Genomic DNA, 22,251 nt, shown 5'->3' with positions numbered 1-22,251 from the left:
TTTTAAGGGGCTGGAATATGTTTAATCAGAACATCAACAGAAAGGTGATTGATGAATTCGAAAGAAAAGGAGGAAAAAACCCCGAACAGGCGGTTTTCATGCCCCAGCATGACCAGATCGATATCTTCATGCTGAACAACGGCCTCAACGTCCCGGAAACGATGGATGCTGACGATGGACCTGACGTTGATATCAATACTGCTGGACTCCACCAGACGGCTAAGCATTGCCTTTGCATCAATAACTTCGCGGGACTGACGGTCTTTGGTTAATGAGTCACTGGTATAATCCAGTTCCCTATAGTCAGCACTGAGATGCCCGACAGTAATACGGGTGCCCATCTCTTTTGCCAGACGTTCTGCCTGCTCAAGCAACAGCAGACCATCGGTTTCATTCTGTACAAGTAACAAGGCATGCCGGTAAATTTGCATAAATCACCTCTTATAAGAAGCGAAGCGGTTGGTCAGCCAGGGGAGGATTTCTTTTTTCCGGCTTGTCATGCCGGGCAGCGATACCTGGCGGGAGCCTGTCAGGCTGCTGTCTGAAAAAAGCAAAACGGAGTTCCGGCTGGTAATGTCTGTCACCATCAGGATCACCATGTCCAGCACGCTGTCCTTGCAGGTTTTATCCATTTCCTGCAGTAGCTCAGGCAACAGGGGAGTAATATCAGCCATGTCGCGGACCTCAATTTGTGACAACAACAGCGGCACATCATGGATCCGGTAATTTTTGGCGTCACGATTGAGTAAAACCGACGCGGATTGCCCGGTTATATCTGTTTTGGCTCGCAGCAGCCCTGTCACAAACTGGTCATAATCGATACCGGCGATTTCCCGCAAAACAGCCACGGATTCCTGATCCTGAGTGGTGGTGGTGGGACCCGTCAGCGCAACGGTATCACTGAGGATCGCCCCCATCAGCAACACAGCCTGAGCGGCAGTCAGCGGCATCGGAATGTCATGCATGAGAATTGAGAGAATTACTGTTCCGCAGCATCCTACCGCCCGCACCCAGACATCCGGTGGATTGCGGGTAACAAGGGTACCAATACGATGATGGTCAATGATGCCGATGACGTTGCTGTCCATCAGCGAAGACGGTCCCTGCTCTGCATCCGTAAAATCAACCAGCCATACGGTTTTATCTGTCAGATCGACGGTGAGTAAATCGGGTTGTGAAACACCCGCAGCGTTGAGGATATAACGGGTTTCCGGGGTGATATCCCCCAGGCGCCAGGGCGTTGCGGGACGACCGGTGTAATTAAGCCAGTCAGCCACAACCAGCGCGCTGCAAATAGCATCGCTGTCAGGATTTCGATGACCGAAGACATAAATCGGATTATCTCTTTGAAAAGAGAGAGATTCTGCGGTAAGCGGTAATGTGGTTTTATTTTGCATAGCTATACCTGACATACATGCCTATAAGAGGACAACTTCATCTGTATATCAGGCGCCATCATCCGGTGTTGAAAAACCGGCGGTTGGGAAAGGTGGAGCACCATCACCTTGTAAATCAATCTTATATGGGCCTTTGCATTAAATCAATATTTATTGTTGGCCCTCGGTTTCGTACACACAAGTACATCCTGTCCCGCCAAAAACGTTTACAATAGTGCGCCGAATGAAGCAATTTATACCTTCTTAATTATATTTATGATGAGTATTATCGCCGACGTATCCTGACTCAGCTTAACCGGAGAGAAGGTCGTAATGCAGTGGCTAGGGCAATCTGTTATGGCCAGCGTGGTGAGATCAGAAAACGTTACAGTGAGGGATTGCGTGTGAGGTCGCCAGCGGAACCAGATGCATCCCACTGGGGGACAGCCAGTCCGGCTATTTGCTCTGCGACCATCTCTTGCGTTAACTGGTCAGGTTCAGGGTAGTACAGTCCCGGGTTACTTATCTAGGACTGCAGTCATGCGGGCAAAGTTGTTCTGGTCAGCACTGGTGATGCGGTAGGACGAAGCACCGGATTCCTTGGCGATAGCGGCAATTTTCGCTTCCGCGTTGCTGAGTGTGTCAGCAGTAACACTGACTGACTGGGCGAAGCCAGAGAAAGAGACTACGGAGAGCATACTGGCAGCAACAAGCAGTTTGATATTTTTCATGGTCATATTCCTTGGGTTATCTGGTCATCTGGTGATACCGGCATCATCGCCGTCTCACCTGTTGATGTGCATTAAAAACCCTGTAGTAAATACAGGGTCAATAAGTTATTTTGTAAATTATTGTTGGCTGTGTTTTTTCGTTTTCATACAACCCAGCTCTTGAAAGAGCCTCACCGTGGCTGACGAGGCATGAGAAAATACGGCCGTAACAGACACCGCGAAACCGGGATTGCGCTGGGGAGATAGGTCGGTGCAGGGCCGTTAACTTACAGGATTAGTGAGGGTTTATGATGTTATGGCTACTGATTAAGTACGCGATCACCGCCGGAATGGTTGTTTTTATCTCTGAAGTTGCCAAGCGTAGTGATCGGCTTGGTGGTCTTGTCGCCGCGCTTCCCCTGGTTACTGTGCTTGTGCTCGTGTGGATGAAGCTGGAAGGACAGAGTCAGCAAAAAATAGCCAATCATGCGTGGTATACATTCTGGTATGTAGTGCCGACACTACCTATGTTTTTACTATTCCCTGTTTTCTGTCAGCGATTTGGCTTTTGGATCACGCTGGGTAGCTGCTGCGTCGTAACCGTCCTTATTTTCTTTTTGTGGGCCAGTGCGTTACGCCGTTTTGGCATAAATCTGATGTGATAATGTACGCTGTTGTGAAGCCAACTGCACTATTGCCGGAGGAAACACCGACTAACTCCGAACCATATCAGGCTTTTTAACAGGATAAGAGAGTTTTCAAGGGGGCCGGCTTCCTGCCGGAAGCGCGGTTCTTTCTGTCAAAGACAAATTCAGATGTTCTGGGGAGGTGCGGATATTACAACTATTATACTCGCTGTCTTTCCTTATTGATAATGTCACCCTGATTTCCCGGTTTTAAATGTCACTTTCTGCTGATTTCTGATGAAGAAAAAAGGGCAGTGAGCTCATTTTTTCAGGCTTGATTTGAAAAGAGAGGGTTCAGCCAGAACCGGATTGATGGCTCTGAGCTGAGCCTGAATCTGTGCCCGCCTTTTAGGCATACTCTGGCTGCGCCTTTCTTTTTCCTGCGGCTTCAAGCTCATCCTGTTTTTCCTTCGCCAGCTTCAGCACCGCGTCAAGCCTTTTGTTATCAACGATGCGCCCCTGACTGATGCAGTCCAGCTTATCGAACATCTGATATTTCAGTGTTCTGTTTCCATGGCGGAATTTGAGCGTACCGTCCGTATAATCAAAAGCGAGGATTTCTTCTCCGACTATGCGTGAGTTTTCGTCAGTGGGATCAACCAGATAAAGGATTTTTTCATACTGAAAAGTCAGTGCTTTTGAGAGCGTCCGAAGCGTCTGCCAGGCGAAAATGTCGTCCAGTTCCAGGTGGCTCTCTAGACCGTGCGGTGAAGGTTTTTCGGGTATTTTGCCAGTCTGGCAAAGCGGTGGTTGAAGTCGCTGATGAACGTTTCGATCCAGGCGTTGGCGGCATCAATGCAGGTGATATTCTCCAGGCACATCTCCTTAACCAGCCGCTCCTGCAGCGTCAGGTTGGCGCGCTTAACGCGGCCCTTGGCCTGAGAGCTGTTGGCACAGATACCCGCCAATAGTGGACACGCGACTAAGTGAGTAAACTCTCAACCAGAGGTAGCTCACATGACTAAATCAGTAACCGTCAGTAAAAAGCCGCGTAAACAGCACACTCCCGAATTCCGCCAGGAAGCTCTGAAGCTTGCTGAACGCATTGGCGTCGCTGCCGCTGCCCGCGAACTCAGTTTGTATGAATCGCAACTCTATGGCTGGCGAAAAAAACAACAGCAACAACTGACATCATCTGCACGCGAAAGCGAACTGGATGCTGAAAATGCCCGGCTTAAACGCCAGCTTGCGGAGCAGGCAGAGGAGCTGGCTATTCTCCAAAAGGCCGCGACATACTTCGCGAAGCTCCTGAAATGAAGTATGTTTTTATCGAAAAATATCAGGCTGAGTTCACCATCAAAGCCATGTGCCGGGTGCTGCGCGTGGCCCGTAGCGGCTGGTATGCCTGGTGCTCCCGGCGTCATCAGATAAACACGCGACAGCAGTTCCGTCTGGCCTGTGATGCCGCGGTTCTCAGAGCATTCACTGATGCAAAACAACGGTATGGTGCGCCACGGCTTGCGGATGAGCTCCCGGCCTACAACATCAAAACGATAGCTGGCAGCCTGCGTCGCCAGGGGCTTCGGGCAAAGGCAGCCCGCAAGTTCAGCCCGGTCAGTTATCGTGAGCATGGCTTGCCTGTGTCTGAGAACCTGCTGAAGCAGGACTTTTACGCCAGCGGCCCGAATCAGAAGTGGTCGGGAGACATCACCTACTTACGCACCGATGAAGGCTGGCTGTATCTGGCAGTGGTGATTGACCTGTGGTCGCGAGCTGTCATCGGCTGGTCAATGGCACCGCGAATGACGGCACAACTGACCTGCGATGCGTTGCAGATGGCGCTGTGGCGGCGTAAACGCCCGAAAAATGTCATTGTTCATACTGACCGTGGCAGCCAGTACTGTTCAGCGGACTATCAGGCGTTGCTGAAGCGGCATAATCTGCGCGGGAGCATGAGCGCGAAAGGCTGCTGTTACGACAATGCGTGTGTGGAAAGCTTCTTCCACTCGCTGAAAGTGGAATGCATCCACGGTGAACGCTTTATCAGCCGGGAAATGATGAGAACAACTGTATTTAATTATATTGAGTGCGATTACAATCGCTGGCGTCGCCACAGTGCCTGTGGTGGGCTCAGTCCTGAACAATTTGAAAACCAGAACCTTGCTTAGGGCCGTGTCCACATTACGTGGGTAGGATCAGTTCACACCAGGAAAACGATTAATGACTGGCGGCAGGATTATAACGAGTGCCGTCCACATTCATCGCTGGATTACCAGACTCCAGCTGAATTTCCAGCAGGCTGGCGAAACGGGAAATATGAAGAAAAACCAACCGACATTACTAATTGAAGGTTATATCTAATCCTGGGGTCAGTCCAGTTTATTTAGACAGTTTTGGCATTTCATGTCACGTGATTTAATGTCTGGGTATTTATTCTTTTGATCAGAGTAAAGCTAGAGTTGTTTGAAGGGAAGGGGATAGGAATGCGTGAGTTCCAGCCTCCAATTACCTGCAAAGACATATTTTGAAACCTATATAAATGGGGTAAGAAAAAATATCTTCAGTGTAAAACGATATAAAAATTGCCATATCTTATTGATTATGAGTGAATTTTATTGTTTAAGAAAAATTTCTCGATAAGTGGATGTTCAAGACAGTCAGCGCTATATAAAAAATACAATAAAAAGTATTGACCCTATAGTAGTTGCAGGGTTTTTAATGCTCATCAACAGGAAACGAGCAGTATGCTCTTATGATGAACATTAACTTTACTAGGGTTATCACTATGAAAAATATCAAACTTCTCGCAGCAGCTGGTTTTCTCTCTGTTGTCTCATTCTCTGGTATGGCGCAGACGGTCAGCGTAACTGCTTCCACTCTTGACAGTGCAGAAGCAAAAATTGCTGCTAAAGCAAAAGAAGCACAAACGTCATACAAAATTCTCTCTGCGTATACTGGTAATCGAGTGCATATGACCGCTAAATTAGGGGATTAATAGATAATCATTTTAGGGTATCTATAGGAATATATACCTTGATAAAATCTGCCACTATATACTAATTTTTAATGCTTGATATGCCACATGTTTTTTCCTTGAATAGACTTTAGCGGACTGCTGATAAAGAGTCCGTATTTTTTTAATGTAATACTAATAGTTAAGTATGGTTTTTTATCCGTGCAAATATTTTAGCTCCACGTCCTCTTTGTGGAGTTGCCCCCGCTAAAACGGACACGGTTAATTTATAGCTAGCAGCGAACTTCTGTATTCCCTTGGTGACTGCATTTTCAGCCCTTTATGGGGATGCCAGTTATTATAGTCTTCCATCCATTCCGTCAGTTTTCACATCACTGTCATGGCATCCGGCAGGTCATTAACATACACGTAGTCACGCTTGAACGTTTTAACGAACGATTCAGCCATCCCATTGCTCTCCGGACTGCGCACTGGCGTCGTACACACGATGAACCTGAGTGAGGTGGCGAACGTTCTTATTGAGTCCGCTATGTAGCAACAGCCATTATCGGTCAGCCACTCAACGGCATGTGGCAGGTAAAGCGTATTGCCAAAGCGCTTTTCCACACTCTCTGTCAGCAGATCCTGCACCATAACGCTGTTTATTCCACCTGTTGTCGCCGACCAGCAGATGGCTTCGCGATCACAGCAGTCAAGGCTGAACACTACCCGCACGACTTCCCGATTCAAGCAGCGGATTTCAACACCAGTGCGTATCCGGCTTGAGTGTCACGACGTTGCCGGTATGACTGTGCTCTGGCTTTCTATGGCCAGATTTTGCCAGCAACAGGTTATTCGCCTGCATGATCCGGTAAATGCGTTTGTGGTTAACCCGCCAGTTTTGTTCCTTCAGCGCACGATTGAGGTGTGCCGTCACGCGACGGTAGCCGTTTGTCGCCCGCTCGCTGCATATCTGGCGGATAAGCGGTAACAGTCGGGCGTCATCATCTTTGCTATAGCGGGCTGGCCGCTGCTGGCGCTTCTTTAGCAGCCGTTCATAAAGATTCGAACGCGATACGCAGAGCACTTCTGCTATTCGGATGAGGAGGTATCGTCCGGTGGCAGCAATGGCATGCGCGATATCAACTTTTTTGCCTAGGCTATCTCAAGCGCGTTCCTATGGATTTCGGCTTCCATCGTCTTGCGGCCCAGCATTTGTTCAAGCTGTTTGACTTTTTTCTCCAGCGCTTGGACCTCGGAGACACTGACGACCTCGTCGCCAGCGACGATCGCAGACTTTCCACCCTCGTTCATGAGCCGTTTCCACTTAAAAAGAAGACTGGGTGTGATGTCATATTGCCGGGCAACGAGTGAGACGGTGTAGCCGGGCTGCATGGCGAGCGCAACAAAACGGGCTTTCTCTTCAGGAGTATAACGACGGCGTTTTTGCTCGCCAGTGATCACTTCGATTCTTTGCACAGGACACTCCTTAAACATAGCTCTATGACTATGTCTTACTGGTGAGGTGTCCGGTTCAAACGGAGGCTATTACCCTTTGATATTTTCACTTTTTTGATTCATTCTCAATGCCGATGCTTGGTTAAATCAGAGAAGCGTTCATCATCAGCTATCAACCGGTGCTTTTACGATTTAAGGGGTTAAGACACCGCTCACTATTCTATTCCGTTAGCCTGACTCTGTGATTTCCCGAACATAGTTCAGTGTTCTGAACAGATAAAACCAGCATATTTCTGTCCGGAGCGTCAGACAAGATTGTCTGATAAAGGGGGAGCTGCTCCTTGCAGATTAGAGCATCTCTATGTTAGCAACGTCCGCTCCTGGCACGCATGAGACATTCAGAGCCATAACTGCTGGGGACAGCCTGGCAGTCCAGTTCTTCTGTTCGGTTTCACGACTACACGTCGCCATAATTCGCTATGATGAGAAAAACAGAATAGGATATCGAAGATGAAAACTGTCGAATTTTTGCTGTACACCCTCAAACCCGGTACTGGAAAAGACTTTCATAGAATAATGAAAGAAGTGAGTGTTCCACTTCACCGTTCAGTGGGAATGGATGTTATTTCTTATGGTATATCAGCACATGACGACGATGCTTACTATCTGATCAGGGCTTATAACAGCCTCTCTCACCTGAAAACTGCCCAGGACACCTTTTATGATAGCGAAGCATGGCGTCATGGTCCCCGGCAGGCCATTATCGATAGAATAAGCATCAGCGTTAAATCGGTACTGACTCTCACTGAGAGTGCCGTTGAGCATTTACGAACCCACTGACCCTATCGCTATACGTCATGGTAAAGCCGGGATAGACACACCAGCAAGACGTTACTGTTATTCAGTACATCAGAGATGAGGCTACCGCCTCACATGCTGAATGCGGGATGTTTGACCGGCATCTATGAGCGAAGAGCGGAAGTTCGCTTTCGGAAAACCTAATCCATGTGCCAGAGGGTCTCTGAAAGAGAATGGGGCGTTTAAGTGGGGTACTTACAAAAAATCAGCCTTAACGTACAATAATTTTCGATATCCAAACTGACCCCATTAAGAGTTATCCAGCATGTATGTCTCTTCAATCAACGATTAGTACGGAGACTCATACTAAACTGGAAATAAATCTCATAATAGCGCTTAAGCCGGAATGACTAGCGCTGTCCGGCAAATAGTCGCGGATGATTCAAGATCCACTTATTAAGTGGATCTTGATAGCATCCTGTTAGTAAACCGCTTGTTTTATAAGTAAAATTCCTTTGGCGGGTGTGTAATATTCAGTAGGCTGGCCGGTTATTTCACGCAGCACCTCAGTGACAATACTATTGACCATTCCCGTCAGTTTAAGCAATTCGGCAAAAGTTTCATTCTTGTCAATTATCTTTCTGGTGCCATTTGGAACGTAGAGCAGCATTGCAGCATTAGGGTTCTGTGCAAGATAATTTAGCCATCTGTGAGTCTCTACAAGGACAGCCAGCTCGTAGTATTGGCTATGTCGGAGATTGTTACCATCTGCGTGGTACATCAGCGAGGCAATATCATAACTACTGAGTTCAATTTTAGTACCCTCAGCTTCACTATCCGCTTTTAGTGTCTTAAGAAAACGAATAGACTTACGCAATCCTCCATTACATTGATCGCATTTGTCTTTAATTCGTTTGATGTGGAGGAAAGGTAGGTTGTAGATACGTTGACGTGTGTTTTTATCTATAATAGTGACCCCACGTTGATCTACATCTTTAGTATGTTGGTACTCTTTGGTATCCCACCAGATGCTTGGCACCACATCCACTTCTCTCTGCAAAGACCCTCCCGTTATTCTCAAAGATTTGGCGTTGTTGTCATCAACATCTGCCGCAGGGAAAGTTGCTTTCAGGGCATCCCTAGCGGCATCCCTGAGTTCAAGGATGACATCCCCATCATTTTTGTTCGTAGGGGTGTAGCGGCCAATACCGTCGCTATCATAAATAAGCATCTGAGTGTCTATAATCAGCAGATCCACATCACTGAAACTTTTAATATGAATATCCAGTGGTACAGAGCCTTGGACACGAAACTCCAGATTAAGATCTAATTTCTTTACCAGTTGGTTCTCAATACGCTTGGCAGTTTCAAAAGAAATTTCGGTATAGCGGTTATCAACCGGTTGCATGGCACCTATAACATAGCGGGTTGCAGAATCTTGTTTTCCCCTGGTTTCCCAACTTTCATTTAAATCCAGGAAACCTTCTAGCAAAGCATAGTTTTCCAGTCCATCAATCCTCTGGTTACTGATTGACTCTCTGGCTACGTTTAATTGATCGAATGTCCCTTTACGACGAGACTTCATGCGTTCAATTCGCGCACTAAATGAATTAGACATTGTCGATCCTAGTGATTGTCATTGTTCCGTAAGTAGCCCGGCCTTGACCGTTAAAATAATGGCCTTCAGCAGATTTGAGTCCGTCGTCGAACCTGAACTCTGCGAATCCAACATGTGAAGTCAGGTGTTCTTCACCTGTCTTGGGTTGGTTGCGGTAGTTATAAAGCAGCTGGTAACCAATTCCCTCGTCATGAATGATGGAGGCTGTCACACTATCCGAATGCGATGATTGAGTTTTCAGATGAATTCTGACTTTGTCCCATGACTGGACAATTCTCAGCTCACCTTCCCAGGGTTTACCACCTTCAGATCGGGTATGGCCTTCAACATTCCAGCGGCCTGCAAGATTTGGCACACATAAAAATTTCCCGAGGTAGGTGTTATGCCAGAGATTTTTATCAAACCATGTATACAACCCCATGTAGATCCCACCGGCGCTAATAAGTGAAAAAACTGAGGCAGGTATGTGGCTGTTAATGTGAAAGTTTTTCAGCCATTCGATTAGTGTGAGTGCTAGTAAAATCAGAACGAACGATATAACTGAGGCAACAATGGCAATATATCGGCCGACTTTACTGCGGTTAAAACCGCAAATCACAATGTACTCGTGACTTTTCATGAAATGGCGTCCAAGTGAGATGAAAACTAAAAAAACTATATATAGGTAATTTTACTATATCAAACCCTAGATATGGATGGATTGACAGTTATTTCTCGGTATGGTTATCAGAACGAGTTTTAAGTAGATCTGGAAGAAGATACATCCAGATTTCAGTCAGATACCGCCATCGTCATGTCAGCAGGAACCGGATTGATTTCCTCGTTTCATAGCGGTCAGGCTTGCCTGAAAATGATACCTTCGCAGGGAATGTTGATTGAGCTGGGCGGTGTCATTTTTCTGTTTATAGGCGGATTACTTGCAACCCTTGGCTGGCAGTGGCCGTTTTTGCTTCATCTTTTTGCCTAGGTTCTTCTGGTTATGCAGCTGGCGTTTGTGCCGTAACAATTGTCCTCTGGGACAGAAAACATGAATGAAAACGCCGGAGAAAGCGAATCGGTGAGTGCGACTCGATTAGCGCCTGTGCTTTTTGCAGCCCTGCTGTCCATGATTTGCTTCTTCACCAGCATTATCATCATTCCGCAGGTGTTTAGCTGCATGGCTATTGGGGCAGCAGAAACCGGATACTTTCTGTCGTTTATCTCACTGGTCGCCGTCGGGGCTGCTGCGATGATGCCGCGCCTCATAGCGCGTTTACGTGAGTACGGAAATCTGTACACGGCGTTTAGCTGCTACGCTGCCGGACATTTCATATTTTCATTCGCTGATAATGTAGTGTTCTACATCGCTGGCGGGGTTTTAATGAGTTGTGGGTTTGGTCTGTCGGTGCCGCTTGTGAATCATATGACAGTCGAGCAGAGTCACGCTCGCGTCCGGGGACGTAACCTTGCCTGGCTTTCTATGGCTATATTCTCCGGCCAGTTTTTATCATCATTCATGGAAATCATCCTAGGAGATTCATCAGTCGTCTTCCGGGGGACCGCGACAATTGCGGTGGCGGTAATTGTCGCTCTCATGGTGATACACCGGAAACGTCGCTTTAAAACGGCATAACGTCTGTCAGTATCAGCAACGCCGACATTGCTGAGCCGGCTTAGTCTGGTGCGGGTACTGAGGGTGCAAATGTCCGCTCTTGGCACGAAGCGGACATACATCACAAGCGCCGTACATACGCTCTATAAAACAACTGCTCCGGCGCTGCGGTACCAAGGGCGAATCCCGGAGTGCTTTACTCAAAAATGAAACGGTGCTTATATGTTCTGGCTTCAGCTTAAATAATTAATCGGGCCTGCAATATACGGGGCCTGCTCAGTGTCTTTGCCGTAAAGGATTAGGTATGGAAATTGAAATTAATTGCTGTAATAACATCGATAAAGCAAATATAACTCTGGCAGAAAAAAAACTAAATATTAAATTTGCGCCTAACGGCACCGGAAAAAGCACCATTTCCCGCGCGATTCAGTGTACGGTAAACGGGGATGAACAGGGTCTCAGCGACCTGCTTCCGTTTAGATACCGTGGTTCTAATCCCGATGCAGTACAGCCTAGGGTAACTGGTGTCGATGGCCTGCAAAACGTCATGTGCTTTAATGAAAAATATGTCGATCAATTCACTTTTCAACCAGACGAGTTAGTAAGTAATAGTTTTGACATCTTCATCAAAAGTGAAGCGTATCACGAGACAGAACGCGAAATCGAAGCCATGGTCGTGGCCATACGGCAGCAGTTTGCTGATAACGTCGGGCTTGAAGAATTCATCACGCACCTGGGGGAACTCAGCGCCGCATTTAAGCTGAGTAGTACCGGGATTGCAAAAACGTCTACCGGTATGAAAGGCTTATCCGCTGGCAACAAGCTTCAGCACATTCCCGACGGTTTGGAATCTTATAAGCCGTACATCCAAAGTAAAAGCAGCGTAGAGTGGATCGAGTGGCAGACCCGGGGGTATGAGAAATTCTCCGCGCTATCCGACGGCTGCTGTCCGTTCTGTACTGGCGACTCCCGTGAAAAGGCCGAGCAGATTAGCCGCGTCAGCGCGGAGTATGATAAGGCTGTCATTAAAAACCTGATCGGCCTGATCGGCGTGCTAGATAAACTCGGCGAATATTTTTCAGAGCCTGCCCGTGCCCGCCTCGCTGATATTACAACCCTAAAAAGTGGGCTGGAAAAACAGCACGAAGAATATCTCGTGACAGTGAAGAAGCAGACAGACAGCCTGATAAATATGCTGAATACCCTTAAGACTCTTAACGGCTTTACGTTCAGCGCTTCAACCAACGTCAAGGCTGCACTGGAAGCCTGTCGCCTAGACGTGAAGTTTTTCCCGGAGCTGCAGTCGGATAAAACGGCCCGCACCGTAGCCAGTCTCAATACCTCTTTAGACGACCTGACGACGCAGGCCGGACGCCTGCAGGGTCAAATAAATAAGCAGCGTCAGGGCATGCAGAAGCTGATCCTCAAGCATAAAACCGATATCAATACCTTTCTGGCTTACGCAGGCTATCGTTATCAGGTGGATATCACTGGGGAAGGCGATAAATGTCGGCTGAAACTGCGCCACGAAGACTTTGAAGGCTACGTCAGCGGCGGCAGCCAGCATCTCAGCTACGGTGAACGCAACGCCTTTGCCATTGTTCTGTTTATGTATGAATGCTTAGCCAAGAAGCCAGGCCTGATCATTCTTGACGACCCGATTTCATCGTTTGATAAGAACAAGAAATTTGCCATCCTGGAGATGCTGTTTCGCCGCAATACCGGTGAGTGCCTGAAAAATGAAACGGTACTGATGCTGACTCACGATGTTGAGCCTATTATTGATACACTGAAGTCCGTCAGGAAGCTGTTCAGTAATCTGGTTACGGCCTCACACTTGCACTACAGCGCAGGCTGCATCACCGAGCAGCTCATCGGTGAAAGTGATATCCGCACTTTTGCTCAGATCTGCCAGTCTGTCACTGACTCTGATAGTGAAGACATCATCAAGTTGATCTATCTTCGCCGACATTATGAAATTATGGACGACCTCGGTGATGCCTATCAGGTGCTGTCAAACCTTTTTCATCACCGTGAAACGCCCATCGACACCCGTGAACCCGTTGTGCAGGGAGTGGGACATCCTGAAATGTCCGCAGAAAAAGTTGCCTTCGGCTGCCAGGCAATCGCCGATCGCATTCCCGGCTTTGACTACCAGGCCACTTTCGTTCAGCTCACCGACCCGGATCGTATACGTGCGCTTTATCTGCTCTGCCGTAATGGCTACGAGAAACTGCAGGTGTTCAGGTTGCTTCAGACCGGACTCGAGAACGCAGTAATACGTAAATTCATGAATGAGACCTACCACATTGAAAATGAATTTATCTGTCAGCTGGATCCTGCCCGGTTTGATCTCATTCCTGAATATGTCATCAGGGAGTGCGACGCGCTTATACTTCCTCCTCCACCGGCAAATGACGATGCGCTGGAAGAAATTGCCTGACCTGTCGGAGGCGCGAGTATATTAATGCGCTTCAGTTTTCAGTGCGGCTCCAGTCAGGGCCAATAACCACCAGCAGGCGATTACGGTCTGTTACCCGGACCGTTTTCCCCTACCGCAGCGACCTGATGAGCTTCCGGCCTCGCGGCTGGGCCTGACATTCAGAGTGCTGACTGTACCAAGGCAGCGCCACCTCAAGGGAGCAGGAAGGCGACAGGATACATGATCTTGCACGGTAATCGGATGCATTACGGTAAGCAATTCCATCACATGAAGATAAACAATGAACCATCCTGAAATTCACGTCAAAGACTGGATTGATGTGGGCAATCGTGAGTGTGTGGTGCAACGACTTCTTCCTCCAGTGTCTCCCGTCGGCGTCTGTATTGTTGTTCTGAATAAAACCAAACCGACCACCCGGATCGCTGGTTGGAAAGGTGAAAAGTGGTACTTCATGCCCAGCCATGACTTTGGTGGCTATGCAGATGAGTATGATCCCTGTGTACGTGAACTGAAACGGGGCCGTCGCTGACCCCACGAGGTAATGTAGTGCAACTGCGTTTAGGCCAGACTACACGTCACAACACAAGGGCTGCATTCTGATGTTGACCATAACGCATTGTGATGTAGCAATGTCCGCTTTTGGCACGAAGCAGACAAACTAGATTATCCGTGGCTATTCAATAAGCTTGCAAAGCAAGGTTTCTCCTTCATGAGGTGGCCTGCTCACTTCGCTTTATCTGGTGATAGTGAACCATCAGGTATTTATTACATACAAGGGAAGGGGGCAGGTTTCATTATTAAAAGGTTAATTATTAAGGTTTTAATAAATTAATGATGAAACAACTCACCAAAGTAATGAAAAACTAAGGTGAGTTGGAATTACACAAGCTCTACTTATCAAAATTCATTCGGGTTATTCTTCAGCTATGTGAAATACCATGTCCTGAAGAACATGACTTACATGGTGATCCATTATGCTATAAAATATGTACTTACCCTTTCTCTCTCCGCGAACAAGCCTTGCACTTCGTAACAACCTCAGATGATGACTGACCAGAGATTGTGATAACTGGAGCGACTCAGCAATGTCGCCTACAGAGACCGAACCACGCATACAGTAAAGCAGGATTCGTAGTCTTGACTGGTCCCCCAGTAGATGGAAAATCTCGGAAAGTTGCCCAATGTCGTTTTGCGAGAGCATTGATAGATCTGGCTCCGCGACATGATCTGTCGCGGAACAGTCTTGTATGTTGCCGCAATCTGATGTGCTGGACATTATGATTCTCCCTCCTAAATTGATAGTGCATCACCAGAGGCCTGATTAATGTTTGTGGCCTGGACTAGAATGGTTATGCTTTTTTCCGTGTTCGTGTTCGTGTTCGTGTTCGTGTTCGTTACGCAGTTTTGTCGGTGAAAGGCTGCATGTATTATCGTTTTGATCGTAATTCCAGTCGATTCCCACAGTTGCATGTTCTATTTTGAACTGCTCATAAAGTTCTTGTTTTACAAGCTTCACAACGTCTTTTACGTCCACATCTTCCTTGACTCTTACTTCCAGTGTTGCCATCGTCCGACCTGAGGTTATTTGCCAGACATGAATATGACTTACGGCTGCTAAGCCCTTAACAGAACTGATTAGTCTCTGTTCCACCTTGTCTGGGGAGGCATCTTCAGGCGCTCCTTCTAACAGGATGTGCAGCGATTTTGCTAATAATTTCCAGGCACTACGTAAAACCAGTGCTGCGACAAGAACGGAAAGTATTGGGTCAATCGGTGTCCAGCCCGTGTAGTAAATGACAATAGCGGCGACAATAGCGCCAACAGAACCCAATAGATCACCCATCACATGTAAAATAGCACCTTTGACATTAACATGATCGGTCTCACCACGGGTCATGATCCATAATACCAATATGTTGACCAACAATCCTGCAATGGCAACGATCAGCATTGGGCCTGCCAGTATAATTGGTGGAGCTTGTAACCTTTCCCATGCCTCATATGCAATCCACGCCACAATAGCGAAGAGTGTCAGGGCATTAAAGAATCCCGCGATGACTTCAAATCGCAAATATCCAAAGGTTCGTTTGCTATCAGCAGCTCGACGGCCAAAACGGAATGCCGCATAAGCCAGCGCCAAAGCTACTGCATCTGTAAGCATGTGGCCTGCATCTGCCAGCAATGCTAATGAGCCAGAAAGTATCCCTCCAACAGCTTCGACCACCATAAATGTGAATATCATGAGGAAGGAGATAAGGACTTTACGCTCGTTTGCACTGGTTACTGCTGGAGTATGGTCATGCTCGTGATCATGTGATTGTGACATAGGGCCTCAAGCGGTTGGTTATACATGATGCCTTCAATATAACATATGAATATGTGTTCATGTAAAGGGTTTTTATATCCATTCCTTCCACGGCATCGGCATGTTCAAAATAATGCGCTTGACCTTCCCACGATGGTAAGCCTTAAGGTTGTTCTTTATCTGACCATAACGATGAGAAATACATCATGAGCATTCAAAAAAAACAGCATTCTAATGATGGTGAAACTCAAGTCAGCTTGCCCATTGAGGGAATGACTTGTGCAAGCTGCGTTGGACGAGTTGAAGCCGCTCTGGCTAAGGTTGAAGGCGTACAAAACGTAAGCGTTAACCTTGCAACAGAGCGTGCAGATATCCGCCTAAATGCATTCGTTAATCGTATGGCGTTGGTTGAAGCAGTTGAAAAGGTTGGTTATGAGGTTCCTCAAGCTTCTGTAGAGTTATCAGTTCAGGGCATGACATGTGCATCATGCGTAGGGCGTGTCGAAAAATCGCTCCGAGCGGTTAAAGGTGTAAAAGAAGCCACTGTTAATTTAGCGACTGAAAGAGCTACTGTACGTGGAACCGCAGGAGTTGATGACCTCATAACTGCTATCGAAAAAATCGGTTATGAAGCCAGCCTGGTTGATAACCAAAGCCAGAATAATGATAGTGCCGCAGAAAAAAAAGATGCTGAAAAGGTTGCGTTGAAGAAAGATTTAGTTCTGGCGACCGTACTTGCGTTACCAGTATTTATTCTGGAAATGGGGTCGCATGTGATACCGGGAATGCATCAATGGATAATGGATACCATTGGGCTCCAGGAAAGCTGGTATCTCCAGTTTGTATTAACATTGCTGGTGTTGGCTATTCCGGGGCGGCGCTTTTACCTGAAAGGTATTCCCGCGTTATTAAGACTTGGCCCAGACATGAACTCTCTCGTCTCCGTCGGGACTCTCGCTGCATTCGGTTATTCAATGATTGCGACCTTTGCTCCAGGTCTTTTGCCTCAAGGTACCGTCAATGTGTATTACGAAGCTGCTGCGGTAATCGTCGCTCTTATTCTTTTAGGACGATTTATGGAGGCGCGAGCTAAAGGTCGAACGTCTGAGGCTATCAAGCGTTTGGTTGGATTGCAGGCCAAAGAGGCGCATGTGCTGCGTAACGGCATTGTCATCGATATTCCCATTAGTGATGTAGCCCTTGATGACATTATCGAAGTTCGACCAGGTGAGCGGATACCTGTTGATGGTGAGGTGAGTGAAGGAACAAGTTTTGTCGATGAATCGATGATAACGGGGGAGCCTATCCCCGTCGAGAAAGTTCCCGGAAGCTTAATGGTTGGCGGGACTGTTAACCAGAAAGGAGCATTGAGGTTGCGTGCAACAGCCGTTGGTGGCCAGACGATGTTGTCACAAATAATCAGAATGGTAGAGCAAGCCCAGGGCTCTAAACTACCTATACAAGCCGTGGTCGATAAGGTGACATTATGGTTTGTTCCTGTGGTGATGCTGGCAGCGTTGTTAACTTTCCTTGCCTGGTTAACATTTGGGCCATCACCGGCCCTGTCTTTCGCACTGGTTAATGCCGTGGCTGTATTGATCATTGCCTGCCCATGTGCAATGGGATTGGCTACCCCAACCTCTATCATGGTAGGTACTGGGCGTGGTGCAGAAATGGGGATCTTGTTCCGTAAGGGAGAAGCTCTGCAGTTGCTTAAAGATGCCAGGGTTGTCGCTGTAGACAAAACAGGTACTTTGACTGAAGGGCGCCCAGTAATGACAGACCTGGAGTTGGCCGAAGGGTTTGAGCTTGACTTAGTATTAGCAAAAGTTGCCGCTGTTGAATCACGTTCGGAACATCCTATTGCCCGCGCTATCGTTGAAGCTGCTCTAGGAAAAGAGATATCGCTGCCAGCGTTGACTGAGTTTGATTCAATTACTGGGATGGGCGTCAGGGCTACCGTAGACGGAGAGCGCGTAGAGGTCGGGGCCGATCGATTTATGCGTGAGTTAGGCTTGGATATCGAGTATTTTTCAAAGACTGCGATACGCCTTGGAAACGAAGGAAAATCGCCACTCTATGTTGCTATTGATGGACGTCTGGCTGCCATTATCGCAGTCGCTGACCCTATTAAATCAAGTACGCCGATTGCCATAAATGCATTGCACCAACTGGGGCTCAAAGTCGCAATGATTACCGGTGACAATGCCAATACAGCAAATGCGATTGCGAGACAGCTTGGTATTGATGAAGTGGTTGCCGAAGTGTTGCCAGAAGGGAAAGTTGAAGCAGTTCGTCGGTTGAAGGAGTCTTACGGTAAGGTCGCTTATGTTGGTGATGGCATTAATGATGCCCCAGCTTTAGCCGTGGCAGATATTGGGCTTGCAATTGGTACAGGTACCGATATAGCGGTGGAATCTGCTGATGTTGTCTTAATGTCCGGCAACCTACAGGGTGTGCCTAATGCTATTGGATTGTCTAAGGCAACCATAGGTAACATCAGGCAAAATCTTTTTTGGGCGTTTGGTTATAATGCCGCATTGATCCCTGTAGCAGCAGGCCTGCTGTACCCTGCCTATGGATTGCTGCTTTCACCAATCTTTGCTGCAGGCGCGATGGCGCTATCCAGTGTATTTGTCCTGGGCAACGCACTTCGTTTGCGTCGGTTCCAGCCTCCGCTGGCAGAAGACTCTGAGCACTAAGAAAAGGGGAGCTATGAACATTGGTAAAGCATCGAACGAATCAGGAATCTCCGCAAAGATGATTCGCTATTACGAGCAAATTGGTCTGATTCCTGCTACTGGCCGTACCGAAGCGGGCTACCGTGATTATGCACCCAATGATGTCCATCGTCTGATTTTTATCCGCAGTGCGCGCGATCTTGGTTTTTCTCTTGAAGAGATAGCCGATTTGCTCAAGTTATGGAATGACAAATCTCGCCAGAGCGCCGATGTTAAACGTCTGGCACAAGAGCATATGGATGATTTAGAGCGACGTATGGAAAATATGCGACGAATGGCAGATACACTCAGAGCTCTGATCAAAAGCTGTGCTGGGGATGAGCGAGTTGAATGCCCAATACTCCAGACATTAATGACCGCTGATGCTAAAAGCCATCCCGGTAAGAGAGAAGGGGCAGTGCAACGTCGTTCTCGTGGTAACGAAATGGAAAAAGCCTGACCCCTTATTTTAAGGGCATGATGGCGTAGCACAAAGCTGTATGGGCTTGTGTTACGCCATCAGTCTAATCAACTTATAAGCGCACACCACTAATGCACACCCCCCAAGTGGTCAGTTGGTACGGTTAAAGGAAGATCACCATTCTCTTCATCAGCAGTCAATTTCTGTACTATCCCGCATTCGTCCACGCTCCGGTCTGAGCTGCAATAGTTATTAAGTTCTTTGAGTTGTATTTCCAGGGCTATTAATTCTTTAATACGATGCTGAACATGAGTGAGATGGGCACTGATTATTGCATCAATGGGGCCACAGTCTTTACCGTGATTATTCATTGCCAGTAGCAATGCACGTATTTCCTCATGGGTCATATCAAGAGAGCGGCAGCGTCGGATAAATAATAACTTTTCCAGATGAGTATTGTTGTAACGGCGATAGTTATTTTCAATATCTCTTAATGGAGCCTGAAGTAATCCTTCTTTCTCATAGTACCGAATAGTTTCCACCGGACAATCCGCCTTACGGGCCAATTCACCAATTTTCATGCCTCCCCCCTTATGCGCTTGACCCTCTAGTTAGATTAGGGTCTTTAATCGTCAGTATAGTTAACAGATGAGGCAATGAAAATGAGTGGTGGTGTAAAAAATAGCAAAAACCCTGCAGGAGACGAAGCGGCTAGTTGCTGTGAAACGTTCAATTTAGGGACAGGACTCCGGGTTAAGAATACTGGTGAATCACATAAAGCAAATGATCATGCACATGATCAGCAGGCTCATAATCACAAGAAATGCAGTGATGATCATTCCCATGAAGGTCATAACCATGAAGGCCATAACCATGAAGGCCATAATCATGATGCCCATAGCCATGGCGGCGAAGGGCATTCGCATGATGAGCATAATCATAAGGGATGTAACCATGCTCATGCCGCGCAAGAGCATTCTCATGAAGGCCACGATCACGGCCATGAGGGGGATTGTTGCTCCGCTGCTCCAGAACAATTGAGTAGCCTAGGGGGCTCGCAGGTTGTGGCTGGTGGATTACGGACAGAAATTCGCATTATGCAGATGGATTGTCCTGTTGAAGAAAATCTTATCAAAAAGAAACTGGGTGGAATGAGCGCTGTTAAAGAGCTTGATTTCAACCTGATGCAGCGTGTTTTGACTGTAACCCATACACCGGATTCGCTTGAAGCTATCATGGCTGCAATTCGCTCGTTGGGATTCGCGCCAGAAGTCTCTGATAATACTAGCGGCAAGAAAAATACCCAGGAGAAAAAAAAGCCCTGGTGGCCATTAGCTCTTGCTGGCGTAGCTGCTCTTGCAGCCGAAGTGATGCACTGGGCTGATATGCCTGACTGGCTAGAAGCTGGGTTGGCTTTGATAGCAGTGCTTTCTTGTGGTCTGACAACCTACAAAAAAGGTTGGATTTCGATTCGCAATGGCAACTTGAATATCAATGCACTAATGAGTATTGCCGTTACTGGGGCTTTGGTCCTTGGGCAGTGGCCAGAAGCGGCGATGGTTATGGTGTTATTCACCATTGCCGAGCTGATAGAAGCCAAATCACTTGATAGAGCCAGAAATGCAATAGGTTCCCTGATGAACCTGACTCCTGAAACTGCAATGGTCCAACAAGCTGATGGAACATGGCAGGAAGTTGACGCCAGTAGCGTACAACCGGGCAGTATTGTCAGGGTAAAACCAGGTGAACGAATTGGTCTCGACGGAGAAATCGTCAAAGGCCAAACCACCATTAACCAAGCTCCAATTACAGGTGAAAGTATGCCTGTCGATAAAATTGCGGGCGATGCTGTATTTGCTGGAACAATAAATCAGTCAGGCTCTTTTGAATATAAAGTCACTGCAGCTGCAAATAATACAACCCTTGCTCGCATCATTCATGCCGTTGAGCAGGCGCAAGGCGCCAAAGCAGCTACACAACGTTTTGTTGACCGCTTTTCCCAGATTTATACCCCCGTCGTTATGGGTATTGCTGTTGCGGTTGCTGTATTGCCACCATTGTTTGGGGCAGGAACATGGCAGGAGTGGATCTATAAAGCTTTAGTTATGCTTGTCATTGCGTGTCCATGTGCCCTGGTTATTTCTACGCCAGTAACGATTGTTAGTGGACTTACTGCAGCTGCTCGCAAAGGGATTCTCATTAAAGGCGGTGTTTATCTTGAGCAGGGACGTAAGCTAAAAGCCCTTGCGCTGGATAAAACAGGAACTATTACCTATGGGAAACCAGTACAAACCGACGTAATGGTATTCAATGGGTGGAGCGAGCGTGAAGTTCGTACTACTGCAGCTAGTCTCGCTAGTTACTCTGATCACCCTGTTTCACTGGCAATTGTGAATGCTTCTGCTGATTTGAAAAAGCAGGATGTTGACAGCTTTGAAGCGATTGTTGGGCGAGGTGTGCATGGCGCGATTACAGGTAAGGATTTTTACCTTGGTAACCTGCGTTTGACTGAAGAACACTTTAATTGTCCATCAGAGATTAAAGCAACAGTACAAAGGCTGGAAAGCCAGGGTAAAACAGTTATTTTACTCAATGATGGTAAGCAAGTGCTTGGGTTGTTCGCTGTTGCTGATACTGTTAAAAACAGCAGCCGTGAAGCGATTGAACAACTTCATGAACTTGGCGTTAAAACTATTATGCTGACTGGTGATAACCCACATACAGCTAAAGCAATCGCATCTCAGGTTGGAATCGATGAGGCTCGAGGGAATCAATTGCCAGAAGATAAACATCGTGCAGTTGAAGAGCATTCACGGATTGGAATCACTGGGATGGTTGGTGATGGTATCAATGATGCACCGGCTCTGGCTGCAGCTGATATCGGTTTTGCTATGGGCGCAATGGGTACTGATACGGCGATTGAAACTGCAGATGTAGCCTTAATGGATGATGACCTGCGTAAAATCCCAGCCTTTGTAAAATTATCCCGACAAACGTACAGCTTACTCGTGCAAAATATCAGCCTCGCTCTAGGTATTAAAGCCGTATTCCTTGTACTCACGCTCATGGGAATGGGAACTATGTGGATGGCTGTATTTGCTGATGTTGGTGCCAGTCTTCTGGTTGTGGCAAATGGCCTGAGGTTATTACGAAAATAAAGAGTTGGGTCCCTGAGTTCTTCATGGATGACAGACTCAGAGACCGTATTCTGGTTTGAATATATTCATAGAAT

Annotated in this window: 18 protein-coding genes, 4 pseudogenes and 1 riboswitch; of the genes and pseudogenes, 12 read left to right on the top strand and 10 right to left on the bottom strand. The window is 47.2% G+C overall.

All coding sequences use genetic code 11. From position 1 onward, the window contains the following. Positions 1–2 precede the first annotated feature (2 nt). Positions 3–431 (bottom strand): universal stress protein, encoded by a 429-nt coding sequence (locus tag DA718_RS26860; RefSeq protein WP_009652460.1) that lies wholly within the window; start codon positions 429–431, stop codon positions 3–5. Between the two features lie 3 nt (positions 432–434). Further along, on the bottom strand, positions 435–1,397 hold the full coding sequence (locus DA718_RS26855) for a DHHA2 domain-containing protein (protein WP_009652407.1): 963 nt from the start codon (positions 1,395–1,397) through the stop codon (positions 435–437). A 42-nt stretch (positions 1,398–1,439) separates the two neighbouring features. After that, a riboswitch (Fluoride riboswitch) is annotated at positions 1,440–1,514 on the bottom strand. Between the two features lie 116 nt (positions 1,515–1,630). Here DA718_RS26855 and DA718_RS31095 point away from each other — a divergent pair. After that, positions 1,631–1,774: pseudogene (locus DA718_RS31095) on the top strand (Tn3 family transposase); the annotation flags it as partial. A gap of 120 nt (positions 1,775–1,894) precedes the next feature. On the opposite strand, the gene DA718_RS26845 reads toward DA718_RS31095, so the two are convergent. Beyond that, on the bottom strand, positions 1,895–2,107 hold the full coding sequence (locus DA718_RS26845; RefSeq protein ID WP_009652456.1) for a YdgH/BhsA/McbA-like domain containing protein: 213 nt from the start codon (positions 2,105–2,107) through the stop codon (positions 1,895–1,897). A gap of 290 nt (positions 2,108–2,397) precedes the next feature. On the opposite strand from DA718_RS26845, the gene DA718_RS26840 reads away from it, so the two are divergent. Continuing rightward, complete coding sequence (locus DA718_RS26840; protein WP_016154441.1) at positions 2,398–2,748, top strand: DUF3147 family protein; 351 nt, start codon at positions 2,398–2,400, stop codon at positions 2,746–2,748. A gap of 284 nt (positions 2,749–3,032) precedes the next feature. On the opposite strand, the pseudogene DA718_RS26835 reads toward DA718_RS26840, so the two are convergent. Continuing rightward, positions 3,033–3,671, bottom strand: a pseudogene (locus DA718_RS26835) (transposase family protein); the annotation flags it as partial. Between the two features lie 58 nt (positions 3,672–3,729). On the opposite strand from DA718_RS26835, the gene DA718_RS26830 reads away from it, so the two are divergent. From DA718_RS26830 to DA718_RS26820, 3 genes and pseudogenes are all read left to right on the top strand, one after another. Then, positions 3,730–4,880 (top strand): IS3 family transposase gene (locus DA718_RS26830; RefSeq protein ID WP_085954962.1). Its coding sequence is split into 2 segments (ribosomal slippage): positions 3,730–3,991 and positions 3,991–4,880, totalling 1,152 coding nucleotides; the frame shifts between segments, so codons are not numbered across the junction. A 30-nt stretch (positions 4,881–4,910) separates the two neighbouring features. After that, positions 4,911–5,060, top strand: a pseudogene (locus DA718_RS26825) (integrase core domain-containing protein); the annotation flags it as partial. Positions 5,061–5,497: 437 nt separating this feature from the next. Further along, entirely contained in the window at positions 5,498–5,707 is a 210-nt protein-coding gene (locus DA718_RS26820) for a YdgH/BhsA/McbA-like domain containing protein (RefSeq protein ID WP_032443218.1), read from the top strand. Positions 5,708–5,947: 240 nt separating this feature from the next. Here the strand turns inward: DA718_RS26820 and DA718_RS26815 are convergent. Then, positions 5,948–7,144, bottom strand: a pseudogene (locus DA718_RS26815) (IS3 family transposase). A 489-nt stretch (positions 7,145–7,633) separates the two neighbouring features. Here DA718_RS26815 and DA718_RS26810 point away from each other — a divergent pair. Next, positions 7,634–7,963, top strand: coding sequence for an NIPSNAP family protein (locus tag DA718_RS26810; protein ID WP_016154439.1), 330 nt, complete (start codon positions 7,634–7,636; stop codon positions 7,961–7,963). A gap of 439 nt (positions 7,964–8,402) precedes the next feature. Here DA718_RS26810 and DA718_RS26805 read toward each other — a convergent pair whose 3' ends face one another. Then, positions 8,403–9,539: a nucleotidyltransferase-like protein gene (locus DA718_RS26805; RefSeq protein ID WP_009654824.1), complete on the bottom strand. Its 1,137-nt coding sequence runs from the start codon at positions 9,537–9,539 to the stop codon at positions 8,403–8,405. After that, the gene (locus DA718_RS26800; RefSeq protein WP_016154438.1) at positions 9,532–10,158 is read right to left on the bottom strand and encodes a Cap15 family cyclic dinucleotide receptor domain-containing protein; all 627 of its coding nucleotides are present in this window, start codon (positions 10,156–10,158) and stop codon (positions 9,532–9,534) included. Before DA718_RS26800 ends, DA718_RS26805 begins: the two co-directional genes overlap by 8 nt. A 408-nt stretch (positions 10,159–10,566) precedes the next feature. Here DA718_RS26800 and DA718_RS26795 point away from each other — a divergent pair, with 408 nt between their 5' ends. The 3 genes from DA718_RS26795 to DA718_RS26780 all read left to right on the top strand — a co-directional run bounded on the left by DA718_RS26795 (position 10,567) and on the right by DA718_RS26780 (position 14,102). Then, entirely contained in the window at positions 10,567–11,151 is a 585-nt protein-coding gene (locus tag DA718_RS26795; RefSeq protein WP_009654820.1) for an MFS transporter, read from the top strand. A gap of 283 nt (positions 11,152–11,434) precedes the next feature. Further along, positions 11,435–13,573 (top strand): AAA family ATPase, encoded by a 2,139-nt coding sequence (locus DA718_RS26790; RefSeq protein WP_009654821.1) that lies wholly within the window; start codon positions 11,435–11,437, stop codon positions 13,571–13,573. Positions 13,574–13,853: 280 nt separating this feature from the next. Beyond that, positions 13,854–14,102 carry a hypothetical protein gene (locus DA718_RS26780; protein ID WP_016154436.1) on the top strand — a complete coding sequence of 83 codons (249 nt, stop codon included), beginning with the start codon at positions 13,854–13,856 and terminating at the stop codon, positions 14,100–14,102. Positions 14,103–14,486: 384 nt separating this feature from the next. Here the strand turns inward: DA718_RS26780 and DA718_RS31180 are convergent, their stop codons facing one another. After that, complete coding sequence (locus DA718_RS31180; protein ID WP_425267832.1) at positions 14,487–14,687, bottom strand: ArsR/SmtB family transcription factor; 201 nt, start codon at positions 14,685–14,687, stop codon at positions 14,487–14,489. Positions 14,688–14,894: 207 nt separating this feature from the next. Next, entirely contained in the window at positions 14,895–15,899 is a 1,005-nt protein-coding gene (locus tag DA718_RS26770; protein ID WP_053390103.1) for a cation diffusion facilitator family transporter, read from the bottom strand. A 185-nt stretch (positions 15,900–16,084) separates the two neighbouring features. Here DA718_RS26770 and DA718_RS26765 point away from each other — a divergent pair, with 185 nt between their 5' ends. Further along, positions 16,085–18,580 carry a heavy metal translocating P-type ATPase gene (locus DA718_RS26765; protein ID WP_009654818.1) on the top strand — a complete coding sequence of 832 codons (2,496 nt, stop codon included), beginning with the start codon at positions 16,085–16,087 and terminating at the stop codon, positions 18,578–18,580. Positions 18,581–18,593: 13 nt separating this feature from the next. Further along, positions 18,594–19,058 (top strand): Cu(I)-responsive transcriptional regulator, encoded by a 465-nt coding sequence (gene cueR, locus DA718_RS26760; RefSeq protein ID WP_016154433.1) that lies wholly within the window; start codon positions 18,594–18,596, stop codon positions 19,056–19,058. 89 nt (positions 19,059–19,147) lie between these two features. Here the strand turns inward: cueR and DA718_RS26755 are convergent, their stop codons facing one another. Then, entirely contained in the window at positions 19,148–19,600 is a 453-nt protein-coding gene (locus DA718_RS26755) for a Cd(II)/Pb(II)-responsive transcriptional regulator (RefSeq protein ID WP_009654812.1), read from the bottom strand. An 81-nt stretch (positions 19,601–19,681) separates the two neighbouring features. Between DA718_RS26755 and DA718_RS26750 the strand changes: the two genes are divergently transcribed. Then, entirely contained in the window at positions 19,682–22,177 is a 2,496-nt protein-coding gene (locus DA718_RS26750; RefSeq protein ID WP_016154432.1) for a heavy metal translocating P-type ATPase, read from the top strand. Positions 22,178–22,251 lie beyond the last annotated feature (74 nt).

The organism is Klebsiella huaxiensis (assembly GCF_003261575.2).
In the GTDB taxonomy this organism is placed as follows: domain Bacteria; phylum Pseudomonadota; class Gammaproteobacteria; order Enterobacterales; family Enterobacteriaceae; genus Klebsiella; species Klebsiella huaxiensis.
Note: the sequence above shows the minus strand (reverse complement) of the source record. Positions and strands in the feature narration are given on the sequence as shown.

Bases quoted from the DNA above. Each gene is read 5' to 3' on its own strand.
- DA718_RS26860 (WP_009652460.1), bottom strand. From the start codon at position 431: ATGCAAATTTACCGGCATGCCTTGTTACTTGTACAGAATGAAACCGAT.
- DA718_RS26855 (WP_009652407.1), bottom strand. From the start codon at position 1,397: ATGCAAAATAAAACCACATTACCGCTTACCGCAGAATCTCTCTCTTTT.
- DA718_RS26845 (WP_009652456.1), bottom strand. From the start codon at position 2,107: ATGAAAAATATCAAACTGCTTGTTGCTGCCAGTATGCTCTCCGTAGTC.
- DA718_RS26840 (WP_016154441.1), top strand. From the start codon at position 2,398: ATGTTATGGCTACTGATTAAGTACGCGATCACCGCCGGAATGGTTGTT.
- DA718_RS26820 (WP_032443218.1), top strand. From the start codon at position 5,498: ATGAAAAATATCAAACTTCTCGCAGCAGCTGGTTTTCTCTCTGTTGTC.
- DA718_RS26810 (WP_016154439.1), top strand. From the start codon at position 7,634: ATGAAAACTGTCGAATTTTTGCTGTACACCCTCAAACCCGGTACTGGA.
- DA718_RS26805 (WP_009654824.1), bottom strand. From the start codon at position 9,539: ATGTCTAATTCATTTAGTGCGCGAATTGAACGCATGAAGTCTCGTCGT.
- DA718_RS26800 (WP_016154438.1), bottom strand. From the start codon at position 10,158: ATGAAAAGTCACGAGTACATTGTGATTTGCGGTTTTAACCGCAGTAAA.
- DA718_RS26795 (WP_009654820.1), top strand. From the start codon at position 10,567: ATGAATGAAAACGCCGGAGAAAGCGAATCGGTGAGTGCGACTCGATTA.
- DA718_RS26790 (WP_009654821.1), top strand. From the start codon at position 11,435: ATGGAAATTGAAATTAATTGCTGTAATAACATCGATAAAGCAAATATA.
- DA718_RS26780 (WP_016154436.1), top strand. From the start codon at position 13,854: ATGAACCATCCTGAAATTCACGTCAAAGACTGGATTGATGTGGGCAAT.
- DA718_RS31180 (WP_425267832.1), bottom strand. From the start codon at position 14,687: ATGCGTGGTTCGGTCTCTGTAGGCGACATTGCTGAGTCGCTCCAGTTA.
- DA718_RS26770 (WP_053390103.1), bottom strand. From the start codon at position 15,899: ATGTCACAATCACATGATCACGAGCATGACCATACTCCAGCAGTAACC.
- DA718_RS26765 (WP_009654818.1), top strand. From the start codon at position 16,085: ATGAGCATTCAAAAAAAACAGCATTCTAATGATGGTGAAACTCAAGTC.
- cueR (WP_016154433.1), top strand. From the start codon at position 18,594: ATGAACATTGGTAAAGCATCGAACGAATCAGGAATCTCCGCAAAGATG.
- DA718_RS26755 (WP_009654812.1), bottom strand. From the start codon at position 19,600: ATGAAAATTGGTGAATTGGCCCGTAAGGCGGATTGTCCGGTGGAAACT.
- DA718_RS26750 (WP_016154432.1), top strand. From the start codon at position 19,682: ATGAGTGGTGGTGTAAAAAATAGCAAAAACCCTGCAGGAGACGAAGCG.